This is a genomic window from Pseudidiomarina fusca, assembly GCF_032227045.1.
GTDB lineage: Bacteria > Pseudomonadota > Gammaproteobacteria > Enterobacterales > Alteromonadaceae > Pseudidiomarina > Pseudidiomarina fusca.
Genome location: NZ_JANFPJ010000003.1, coordinates 158390 through 169513 on the forward strand (window position 1 = coordinate 158390; position 11124 = coordinate 169513).

The window sequence follows — 11124 nt, forward strand, 5'->3', positions numbered from 1 at the left end:
CCTAACCTTGAGTGGGTGGGTAACGCTGTGCCAAGCTAATACTATCGCCGGTGTGGGTAACAACACGCGCATGGCGCCGAGTGAGTTCTCGAGGGTCAGCAACACCACAAGAGTGCGCAATGATATTCACGCCGTATTCAAGGTATTTGTGGTAATTCGCAACTCGGACGCTTTTATCGGTTGGATCTAGGCCCTTCTGCAAGCTCTTATTGTGAGTGGTGATGCCGGTCGGACAGGTATTTTTATTGCACTGCATCGCTTGAATACAACCCAGCGAAAACATAAAGCCGCGAGCTGAGACAATAAAATCCGCACCAATGGCAAGCGCCCAAGCAACATCGGCGGGCGTGATCATTTTTCCAGAAGCGACCACTTTAATCCGATCTTTGAGCCCTGCTGCCATTAACTTATCAACTAAAATCGGTAAACTTTCAGAGAGTTTTAATCCGACATAGTCCATCAAAGGTTGTGGTGCAGAACCAGTACCGCCATCAGCACTGTCAAGCGTAATAAAGTCAGGTGCAGAGGCTGCTCCGCGGGCATGAATAGCGGCAATCAATTCATCGATCCAAGTCGGGTCGCCCATCACAAACTTAATCCCCGTTGGCTTACCGGTGATGTCACGAACGCGCGCGATAAAGTCCAGTAATTCTTCGTTATTACTAATTTCAGGATGACGATTGGGACTAATTGAATCTTGGCCAACAGGAATACCGCGGATGTCTGCAATTTCTTGATTGACCTTAACCCCCGGCAAAATACCACCTTTACCAGGTTTAGCGCCTTGGCTGAGCTTAATCTCAAACATTTTAACTAGGTCATGGTCGGCAATCTGCTTGAGACGTTGCTTACACAATTCTCCTTGCTCAGTGCGAACGCCATATTTTGCGGTACCTATCTGAAATACTACATCGGCTCCGCCAACTAAGTGATAAGGGCTCAGCCCTCCTTCACCGGTATTAATCCAGCAGCCTGCTAATTTGGCACCTTTTGATAACGCCGTAACCGCAACCGGTGATAGCGCCCCATAGCTCATCCCTGAAATATGAAAATAGCTGGTTGGCGAGTAAGGATGAGGGCATTCTGCGCCAATAGTCACCGCCATGGGCTGTGTTTTCTCTTCTTGCTGCCGCGGGTAGGCACTATTGGCAAAAATGATGGTGCTCTGCTTGGTTAAGTCTCGGGTAGAGCCAAAGGCGAGCGTTCTATCAGCATTTTTAGCGGCTCGATAAACCCAGCTACGTTGGGCTCGATTAAACGGCATTTCTTCTCTATCCATGGCATAAAAATACTGGCGAAAGAATTCACCTAAGTGTTCAAACAGGTAGCGAAACCTGCCAATAACCGGGAAATTTCTGCGAATGGTGTGTCTGGTTTGGGTCTTATCAATAATGTAGAGAACGAGTAACCACAACGCGCCTAATATAAGCACCAGGACAAATCCGGCTACCAGCCATTGGGCTATCATTAACAGCGTGTCGAGGCCGTTATAGGTTGTTTCAGTCGTGGCTGGCGTCACCGTTTGCAGGGTTAATAACATAGTTCACCTAATGCGTTCGTAGAAGATGCTATAACCATATAAAAAGCCCTCGTATTTAGCGAGGGCTTTTTACTCAACTAGACCGGATATTTCGCTCGTTTGTGGTGCAGAGCTTGAAAAACATCAGCAAAGGTATTTACTTGTGGATACAGCCTTACCGATTCTCCCGTCGCCGCCATGATGTGCAGCGAGGTAATCACTCCAGAAAAAGTCTGGGCGTCGGCATCACCGACCCACAGTACATCGCGTCCTGATGCTTGCATCGTGGCAGCTAGATCGCCGATGCGTGCGCTGGCTAAATCTTGCGGCTGAATCACGGGCAACAAGTCAGCTGGTTGCATCACATAGCCTACTTGTAATTCGTGCCAAGGCAACTGTAATAAGTTTGCAATAGCTAGGGTTTGCCTGCTACGCAAATCGCTGCTCATGATAATACCACTCACCTGGTTATCGGTACCTAGCACTACTGCATACCGCGATGCCTGCTTGCTCAACAAAGCTTCAGCTTCGGGTAACAACAAAGACTCGTTAATTCGTAACACCGATGGCGCTTGCCACTGCTCAACCACAGCCGTTGCTGGCTGATGCCAATCTAGCACCGCCGGCGCTGCGTAAACTGCGGCTGGTAAAAATGTCGCGCTGGTGGCTGTAGCCCAGCGTAATGCATGAAAATCTGCCATAACTAACCTCGTTGCTGATAACAGCACTTATTGAATTGAATGTTTTTATGGTGCGAATAAAAAGTCAACCAACAACGGGCGGAGCTCTGGCTTTATAGGTTTGGTAGGTTTTTTGGTAGGTAGTAACAATGACAGGGGTAAGTTGAACTGCCCCAGTCGGGACCAGGGTTGGCCGAATAACGTTCGGTAACGCCGGGTCGGGCTCGTCTAACGACAGCAGCTCTTGATGAACACTGGTCGAATTAACATGGCTAGCAATGGCCTGAGACTCAAGTTGATAGCCGTCAGCGGTCTGTACTTGCGCATGTGGCGCAAACCAGAGCAAGCTCACGATGAGGGCTAAACTGAGTAATCGAATGGCGACCATGGGGTTCCTAAGTTGGACAAACTGCGTCTTAACTTAAGATAAGGTCGATTGGATCAATAAACAAGATATATTTCAAAAAAAGAAGTGGTGCCCGGGGCCGGACTTGAACCGGCACGCTGTTACCAGCGAGGGATTTTAAATCCCTTGTGTCTACCAATTTCACCACCCGGGCATACATTGTAATTCCGAGGTACTACCTAAGGTCTTCGAGATGGAGGCGGGTCCCGGAGTCGAACCGAGATCCACGGATTTGCAATCCGCTGCATAGCCATTCTGCCAACCCGCCAACCGAATTTGGAGCGGGAAACGAGATTCGAACTCGCGACCCCAACCTTGGCAAGGTTGTGCTCTACCACTGAGCTATTCCCGCATCCAGTGCTTGCGCATTCTACTGGCTATTTCGTTAACGTCAACGCTTTTTTTCAATCATTTGGTTCGTTTGCTTTTTTTTTAATCCACTTGGCTTAAATCTGACCAAGCAGCCCGCAAATATTCCCACATTGACCACAGAGTTAACACAAAGGCTATGTATAACAGCAAGGTTGCGGTGCCAATTATAAAACTATTTGCCTCCCAAATTAAACCTCCAATTGCCACCATTTGTGCAATTGTTTTTAATTTTCCCAAATTAGAGACTTTAACTTGTTCTTGCCGCCCTATTTGCGCCATCCATTCGCGTAGCGCCGAAACGACCAATTCACGACTTACAATCGCCAATGCCGGAATACTGATCCACCAAACGGCGTAGTTCTCTACTACGACAATTAACGAAGCTGTCACCATAACTTTATCGGCAACCGGATCTAAAAAGGCGCCAAACTTAGTAAATTGATTAAATTTGCGTGCCACCCAACCATCTAAAGCATCGGTAATCCCGGCAATAGCAAAGACAAACGCTGCCCAAAAATGAGATTCAGGCCCGGGAATATAGTAAATAATTAAAAATACCGGAATTAAAACAATGCGAAAGCTGGTAAGCAGATTAGGAATATTCCACATCTTTAAAATTTATCCTCTATTCGTCCCGAAATGCATGATAGATGGTTTCAGCGATTTCTCGGCTAATTCCGGGCACTGCGCTAAGTTGGTCAATACTAGCCTGTTTTACTTCCTGTAATCCACCGAGATTTTGCAATAATTTCTGCCTTCTCTTGGCGCCAATACCAGGAATATCCTCCAGCTTGGATGAGCGTTTTACTTTTGCTCGCCGTTGCCGGTGCCCGGTAATGGCAAAACGATGGGATTCATCGCGAATATGCTGCACCAAATGTAAAGCAGGAGCATCGCCAGCTAAAGGTATGGTTTGATGGCTACCAGCGAGGATCAAGGTTTCTAAGCCAGGTTTGCGTGATTCGCCTTTGGCGACGCCAATTAACAACGGCGCATCTATATGTTTTGGTGCGGCCCATTGTTCAAAATAAGCTTCTGCTTGTGATAACTGCCCTTTACCACCGTCAATAAACAAAATATCAGGTAACGCCGCCAAGCCCTCTGGACTCTTCAGGGCTGCATCAAAACGGCGCTGTAGCGCTTGCGCCATCGCTGCATAATCATCACCAGGCGTGATGCCTTTGATGTTGAAGCGGCGATAATCACTCTTTTTCGGGCCTTGGCGATCAAAAACGACACAGCTAGCCACTGTTTCTTGGCCCATAGTATGGCTGATATCAAAGCATTCCATCCGTTGAATCGGCTCAGCGACATCCAGTACTTGTTCTAACTGCTGCAAACGCATACTCATGGTTGAGGCTTGGTTTAATTTAGATTCAAGCGCGTTGAGCGCATTCTTTTGCGCTAACACTTGATACTGTTTCCGTTCGCCTCGCACGTTATGCGTCATCCGTACTTGTTGCGCTAAGGCTTGTTCAAGTACTTGCAAATCGTGTTCGGGGTCAAGCAACAAAGCGGCATTGTCGGCCGGTAGAATAATTTCTCGCGGTAAGCGTCGACCTACTTGGTCATTCAGATAAAATTGCAGCAAAAAGGCTAACAACACTTCGTTATCACTGGTGTCACTAGGTAGTTTCGGAAAATAGCTACGACTGCCCTGCACTGCTCCTTCACGAATAAATAGCAGATGGATGGCAGCAATACCACCACGGCGAGCAAAGCCAATCACATCCAGTTCCTGCTGATTACCGGTAACGGCGTTGCGTTCTTGTACCTTGCGCAAGGCCCCAATTTGATCACGAAAACGCGCTGCTCGTTCAAACTCCAGTTGCGTACTGGCTTGTTCCATTTTCACCACCAACTGATCGATCACTTGTTGGTTCTTCCCCTGTAAAAACGACTTCGCTAAGTCTACTTGCTCTTGGTATTCCTCATCACTGCAGTAGCCTTTAACGCAAGGAGCCAAGCAACGTTTAAGCTGATACTGCAAACACGGACGGCTGCGGGCGCGATAGTAGGAATCCTCACATTGCCGCACCGGAAACAGCTTTTGTAACAAGCGTAAGCTTTCACGCACGGCTACGCCATTGGGGAATGGGCCAAAATACTCAGCTTTTTCGCGGCGCGTGCCCCGATGAAAAGCTAAACGTGGATGCTGGTGTTGGCTGACAAGAATGTATGGATAAGACTTATCGTCTCGTAATAAGACGTTATAGCGCGGGCGGTACTTTTTAATGAAATTATTTTCAAGAATTAGGGCTTCAGCCTCAGTATTGGTAACTGTGACATCCATCGCCGCAATATGACGGACCAAGGTTTGGGTTTTGGGCCTATCTACCGTAGCGCGAAAATAACTACTCACGCGCTTTTTCAGGTCTTTGGCTTTGCCCACATAAATAACAACACCTTCGTCATCATACATGCGGTACACGCCAGGTTGATGAGTCAGGTGTTGAATAAATGCTTTTGCATCAAATAACTGCTTTTCGGTCATGCTGTTTTATGTAGGTTCTAGGTCAACAAGTCCCGATTGTATCGCAAGATGAGTTAATTCTACATCTCCGGCGACACCAAGTTTTTGGAAGATACGATAGCGAAAGGTATTTACTGTTTTACTACTGATATTTAAATGCTTGGCTATTTCGACGACGCGAATACCTCGGCCTAACATCTGTGTCACTTGTAATTCACGCTCACTTAAGGAGTTTATCATTCGCACCTGCTCTTGCCGCCGCGGATTCTTAGCAAAGTATTCCGCTACTGCGCTGGCCACAAACATTTGCCCACGACTTAAAGAATAACAAGCCGCATCAAACTCTTCATAGTTTGCATGATCTAACAAATAACCGTCTACTCGAGAAAGATTGCACTGATAATCCAGCACATCTTGAAATGATCGCGCCCATAAGAGCAGCTGCAAATCATTATATCGTCTATGTAACCGACGCCAACTTTCAATTGTCCCATCACCTACAAGCTGACTACTAAGAATAACCGTGGCATACGGGTTGTTTTTTGCTTCTTCCCGTAATTCATTCATATTCTTGACGCTTGCAACAACTCGGTATTTTTTATTCGAGCTTAACGTGGCGTACATTCCTGCACGCACTAAATCACTCGATACAGCTATAATGAAATCAGCCATGAGCCACATTCCTTTGTTTAGTTTTCCACGAGTCCTGAAACCATTTCAGGTGGCTTAGATTTGCGCTATATCGGCATAAATTGCAAGCAAAAATTATTGATTTAATTAGCTATTAGGAAATTAACAAGGCGTTTTTAGTCTTTTTAAAAACACCTTGTTTCAAATGACATAAATAAGGTTTTTTTGAGTTAAATCAGCCTGTTTAAACCTTAACCAAAGACCGTCACAGTCTGACGGCTAATGGCAACTAGGTTACCAGCGGCATCCCAAATATGTGCATGAGTATGACCATACCCCTCATTGGCGTAATCAATATAGGCAGCATACTGCCACCAATCATGACTACTCAATTGGTTATCTAACGGCTCTGGGAACTCAATCGTCCAGGTAAGAGAACTGGCAGGTGCTGGAGCGGTTAAATGCGGCAATACGGCTGGCGGCCAAGCATCAACCATACCTAAGAGCAGGCCTATCGACATCGGTTGTTGTTCTGCACGAAAACGCATCCAGCCACCAAACTCGCGACTAGCATTGCCGGTAAAAGGTAAGCCACCCAAACTCACACGGTAATCAAAGTGACTAGTAAACTCTGGCAGTATGTCGATTGGCGGAAAAGCTGGGCCTTGCTCTCGTGGCGGCACATGGGCGCTGGGCAAATCTACCACTCGCACGCGGGATGGCCGTGATCGGCCATAACTTGCTAAAGCGGCTAACACCACGTCATCAGCCTGCACGATTTCAACGGCGATTTGCGTCACATTTTTGCCTTCTCGTAAAATTCGCCGTTTTAATGTTGCTGTGCCTGGTTGCACTGGGGCTACGAAAGAGACAGTTAGTGCCCGTAGGTGTTGTTCAGAATTGGCACCAAGGTGAGCATGTTGCCAAGCAATAGCGGCAGTAAGCCCACCAAATAACGCGCGTCCTTGCCCCCAGCCCTCAGGCAGCTCAATCGTTTGCTCTGCGGCAGCGCTTATTTGCGCTAATGTCTCACTAAACTGCATGGTAAGTTTCCTTGTGCCATTACTCTTTGCTTCAACAGAAACCAGTCACTATTCACCTAGCCACAGCAAAAATTGAGCTATAAGCCGTTAGGATACGTATGAATAATACTGAACTAATACCTTGAGATTATACACAGGTAAGACCATATGGCCAGCAGCAGCCGTGACGAAAAACGGGCAAAAAAAAGCCCGCTTAAGTAGCGGGCTTTTTCTAGAATGTGGCGGAGAGAGAGGGATTCGAACCCCCGGTGGGCGCAAACCCACGCCTGATTTCAAGTCAGGTGCATTAAACCGAGCTCTGCCATCTCTCCGGTGTCTGTGGCTGTGCGCCTCAAGACGAAGCGAATGATAAAGAGCTAAAACGCGCTTGTAAAGCAAAAATTTGAATCATTTGGTTCGTTTGCTGTCATTTTATACAATAAGCCAATAAAAGTGCTGAAATCATTGCTAAGTGCCCCCATATATAAGGTACACTGGTTGCAGTTTTAATTTGCAGTAACAACAACACGGAGATATCCATGAGTAACCAAGCTCACCTATCAACCACTCATCAATCAGAGTCGGTGTTACAAACAAATAAGGTTTTACGCAACACCTATATGTTGTTGGGCATGACCTTAGGCTTTAGTGCTTTAATGGCGTTCGTAGCTATTGCTACTAATGCAGCACCGATGCACTTTATTATTACCCTTGTCGGTTTTTATGGTTTGCTCTTTGCTATCCACAAAACGGCTAACAGTGCTATGGGGCTGGTATTAGTGTTTGCCTTAACCGGCTTCATGGGTTACACCATTGGGCCGTTACTAGGTATGATTAGTGCCATTGGGCCGCAAGGTAATGAGATTATCATGACTGCCATGGGTGGCACCGCGTTAATCTTTTTTGCCCTATCAGCTTATGTATTAACCACGAAGAAAGACATGTCTTTCTTAGGTGGCATGATGGTTGCCGGTTTTGTGGCCTTGGTGGTGATGATGATCGCAAATATCTTCCTGAACATGCCAGCGCTAAGTTTAGCTTTGTCAGCGCTGTTTATTCTGTTCTCAGCTGGTGCCATTTTGATGCAAACCAGTGCCATTATTCACGGTGGTGAGCGTAACTATGTATTAGCTACAGTTACCCTATTCGTGTCTATTTATAATATTTTCTTAAGCTTGATTCAGTTATTAATGGCGTTTGCCGGCGGTGACGAATAAGTTATCTGTTATCTAGCAGGGGCTCCCGCCCCTGCTTCTCAATTTGAAGCTCTTGCTATGGCCCAATTTGTTTTAGCCTTACATACTTCCCCGAATGCCGCTCAACCAGCTCATTATCGTAGTTTACTAGCTTTACGCTTTGCTCAGGCTGCCGTGACTGCTGGCCATCGTATTAACCAAGTGTTCTTTTACCAAAGTGCGGTATTGCATGGGCAAGCAGCTGCCGCCGAGCAAAGTATTGCCACCCAATGGCAGGCATTTGCACAACAACATCACATTCCCTTGGTGCTTTGCCATACCGTAGCTGCTACCGAGTATCAGCTCGAGCAACTTGCTGAGGGGTACAGTAACGGTGGTTTAACAGAATTTGCCACGGCGGTAGCCGCCGCCGACAAAGTCGTTCAATTTTAAGCTGAGGTTGCTTGTGAGTTTCGCTATTATTCAAACGAGTCCAATCAACCACCCTGCCATCTGGCATGGTCAAGATATGCTGTTGGCGTTAGCTAGTTTAGATCTTAATCCACAACTTATCTTAACTGGCGCCGCGGTGCAGGCATGGTTGAGTAACCAAGATCAACAACGTCATGGCCAATCGCTGCATAAGAGATATGCGTTATTAGAGCTGTTTGACTGTCCTAACGTATGGATTCAAGCCAGTGAGTACCTAGCTGCCGGTGGCCCCGACAGCAACTGGATAGCTACGGTAGAAGTGATAGATGACGAGCTATGGAGCGCTCGCTTAGAGGAGTTTCAACATGTCCTACGCTATTGAGGGCTTATCCGAGGCAATCGATACTCAGGCTGCGAGCAATCCCTTATGGGTTTTGCGCACTTGGCCTGATGCAGCTTGGTGTCAGCAGTGGCTAACTGCAGCAAGCCAAGTCATCTTATCGGAACTTGCCTTACTTGAGGTCTGGTACCACCCTGAGCGCATTGATGAGCTCCCGGCAAGGGCATTAGCGCTGCATACAGAAATTCAACTACTGCGCCAACAGCAGCCTGAGTTAGCTGAATTAGAGCTGCCTATCACGGTGATTCAGATTGGTGACCAACGTTGGGTGGAACTTACCTTGGAATGTCAGCCAGTGATATTATGGGAGCAACCATGTTCGAATTAGAGGGTCAGCAATATGCTACCGACCAACACGGCTATTTAGCTGATTTTAGCCAGTGGTCGCCCGCTTTAGCGGAGCATATTGCCGAGCTAGAAGGCATTGCGCTTAGTGATGCCCACTGGGAAGTCGTCCATTTTGTCCGTGATTTTTACCAACAATACGATACCAGCCCTGCGATGCGAGTGCTGGTTAAAGCCATAGGCAAGAGCTTAGGCGCGGACAAGGCTAGTAGTATGTACCTTTACAAGTTATTTCCTAAAGGCCCAGCCAAACAAGCCACACGAATTGCGGGTTTACCCAAACCAGCCAAGTGCATTTAAGTCTTCGCCATAAACAACAACGCCAGCGATTCATGCTCTCGCTGGCGTTGTTATTAAGCTAGCTCACTCGTCACCTTTAGCGCAATTCGGTAGCGCCACCTAAATAAGGCTGCAAGGCTGCTGGAATAGCTACCGAGCCATCAGCTTGCTGGTAGTTTTCTAACAAGGCCACCAACGTACGTCCTACCGCTAACCCTGAACCATTTAAGGTATGCATCAACTCAGGCTTTTTCGCACCTTTGCGACGGAACCGAGCTTGCATTCTGCGAGCTTGAAAATCTTGCATATTAGAGCAAGAACTGATCTCACGATATTTTTCTTGGGTTGGTAGCCAAACTTCTAGATCGTAAGTTTTAGCCGCACCAAAGCCCATATCGCCCGTACACAAAAGCACTTTACGATACGGCAGTTCTAAGCGTTGTAGAACGGTTTCAGCGTGCGCGGTGAGCTGCTCTAAAGCTGTCATCGAATGCTCTGGTGCAACCAACCACACTAATTCAACTTTATCAAACTGATGCTGACGGATTAAGCCACGTGTATCACGCCCATGAGACCCTGCTTCGCTACGAAAACAAGGAGTATGAGCCACGTATTGCAGCGGCAGTTGAGCTTCGTCGGCAATCTCATCGCGCCACATATTGGTTAAGGGAACTTCTGCGGTCGGAATCAGAGACAAAGGTACTTGATTCTCGGTAGCACCTTGCACATGAAACAAGTCTTCACCAAATTTAGGCAATTGTCCGGTCCCAAACAAGGTTTCATGGTTCACCAGATAGGGCACATAAGTTTCTTGGTAACCATGCTCATTGGTATGTAAATCAAGCATGAACTGGGTTAAGGCGCGGTGTAAGCGGGCAACCTGACCTTGTAACACCACAAACCGTGCACCGGCTAGTTTGGCTCCAAGTTCAAAATTCATCCCCTGCTGTAAACCTACTGCAACATCCACATGGTCTTTCGGAACAAAGTTAAACTGGCGTGGTGTACCCCAGCGCGCCACTTCTTGGTTATCGTCTTCATTAGCGCCTAACGGTACCGAGTCATCGGGTAAATTAGGAATACCAGCAATGATACTGTGCAGTTCATCTTGTACTTGCTGTAACTCCGCCTTGGCCGTATCTAAGTCCTTACCCAGCGCATCTACCGCAGCTAACAAAGGCGCAATATCTTCACCTTTGGCTTTGGCTTGGCCCACGGCTTTGGCACTGGCGTTGCGCTCAGCCTGTAGTGATTCAGTACGCACTTGTAAATCTTTACGGCGTTGTTCTAATTGCGCTAAGCCAGCAACATCCATGGTAAAATTTCGGGTGGCTAGCAATTTAGCTGCGGTTTGCTCTAATTCACTACGAAAAAACTTAGCGTCTAACATG

At 47.2% G+C, this 11124-nt stretch carries 13 protein-coding genes and 4 tRNA genes; 5 read left to right on the forward strand and 12 right to left on the reverse strand.

Annotated features, from left to right (window positions below):
- Position 1: 1 nt before the first annotated feature.
- From NOG12_RS02440 to NOG12_RS02490, 11 genes are all read right to left on the reverse strand, one after another.
- Positions 2–1468, reverse strand: a complete 1467-nt coding sequence (locus NOG12_RS02440) for an FMN-binding glutamate synthase family protein (protein ID WP_313932387.1) — start codon at positions 1466–1468, stop codon at positions 2–4.
- A gap of 149 nt (positions 1469–1617) precedes the next feature.
- On the reverse strand, positions 1618–2220 hold the full coding sequence (locus tag NOG12_RS02445; protein WP_153825621.1) for a CBS domain-containing protein: 603 nt from the start codon (positions 2218–2220) through the stop codon (positions 1618–1620).
- A gap of 64 nt (positions 2221–2284) precedes the next feature.
- Positions 2285–2587, reverse strand: coding sequence for a hypothetical protein (locus tag NOG12_RS02450; protein WP_153825620.1), 303 nt, complete (start codon positions 2585–2587; stop codon positions 2285–2287).
- A gap of 85 nt (positions 2588–2672) precedes the next feature.
- Positions 2673–2759 (reverse strand) — tRNA-Leu (locus NOG12_RS02455).
- Between the two features lie 40 nt (positions 2760–2799).
- Positions 2800–2873, reverse strand: a tRNA-Cys gene (locus NOG12_RS02460).
- A 9-nt stretch (positions 2874–2882) separates the two neighbouring features.
- A tRNA-Gly gene (locus NOG12_RS02465) sits at positions 2883–2957 on the reverse strand.
- Between the two features lie 80 nt (positions 2958–3037).
- A complete protein-coding gene (gene pgsA, locus NOG12_RS02470) occupies positions 3038–3586 on the reverse strand; it encodes a CDP-diacylglycerol--glycerol-3-phosphate 3-phosphatidyltransferase (protein WP_313932321.1) in 549 nt (182 codons plus the stop codon).
- A 16-nt stretch (positions 3587–3602) separates the two neighbouring features.
- A complete protein-coding gene (gene uvrC / locus NOG12_RS02475; protein ID WP_153825565.1) occupies positions 3603–5471 on the reverse strand; it encodes an excinuclease ABC subunit UvrC in 1869 nt (622 codons plus the stop codon).
- Positions 5472–5477: 6 nt separating this feature from the next.
- Positions 5478–6122, reverse strand: a complete 645-nt coding sequence (locus tag NOG12_RS02480; RefSeq protein ID WP_110075049.1) for a LuxR C-terminal-related transcriptional regulator — start codon at positions 6120–6122, stop codon at positions 5478–5480.
- Positions 6123–6331: 209 nt separating this feature from the next.
- The gene (locus NOG12_RS02485; RefSeq protein WP_153825564.1) at positions 6332–7123 is read right to left on the reverse strand and encodes a thioesterase family protein; all 792 of its coding nucleotides are present in this window, start codon (positions 7121–7123) and stop codon (positions 6332–6334) included.
- Positions 7124–7342: 219 nt separating this feature from the next.
- A tRNA-Ser gene (locus NOG12_RS02490) sits at positions 7343–7434 on the reverse strand.
- Between the two features lie 207 nt (positions 7435–7641).
- Here NOG12_RS02490 and NOG12_RS02495 point away from each other — a divergent pair.
- The 5 genes from NOG12_RS02495 to NOG12_RS02515 are packed head-to-tail and all read left to right on the forward strand — an operon-like array spanning position 7642 to position 9754.
- Entirely contained in the window at positions 7642–8319 is a 678-nt protein-coding gene (locus tag NOG12_RS02495; protein WP_110075047.1) for a Bax inhibitor-1/YccA family protein, read from the forward strand.
- A gap of 57 nt (positions 8320–8376) precedes the next feature.
- Positions 8377–8730, forward strand: coding sequence for a DsrE family protein (locus NOG12_RS02500; RefSeq protein WP_313932322.1), 354 nt, complete (start codon positions 8377–8379; stop codon positions 8728–8730).
- 13 nt (positions 8731–8743) lie between these two features.
- Entirely contained in the window at positions 8744–9091 is a 348-nt protein-coding gene (locus NOG12_RS02505) for a hypothetical protein (protein WP_313932323.1), read from the forward strand.
- Positions 9075–9437: a hypothetical protein gene (locus NOG12_RS02510; RefSeq protein WP_313932324.1), complete on the forward strand. Its 363-nt coding sequence runs from the start codon at positions 9075–9077 to the stop codon at positions 9435–9437. Before NOG12_RS02505 ends, NOG12_RS02510 begins: the two co-directional genes overlap by 17 nt.
- Positions 9425–9754 (forward strand): TusE/DsrC/DsvC family sulfur relay protein, encoded by a 330-nt coding sequence (locus NOG12_RS02515; RefSeq protein ID WP_110075043.1) that lies wholly within the window; start codon positions 9425–9427, stop codon positions 9752–9754. The genes NOG12_RS02510 and NOG12_RS02515 overlap by 13 nt, the downstream gene beginning before the upstream one ends.
- A gap of 76 nt (positions 9755–9830) precedes the next feature.
- Here NOG12_RS02515 and serS read toward each other — a convergent pair whose 3' ends face one another.
- Entirely contained in the window at positions 9831–11123 is a 1293-nt protein-coding gene (serS, locus tag NOG12_RS02520; protein WP_110075042.1) for a serine--tRNA ligase, read from the reverse strand.
- Position 11124: the final 1 nt, after the last annotated feature.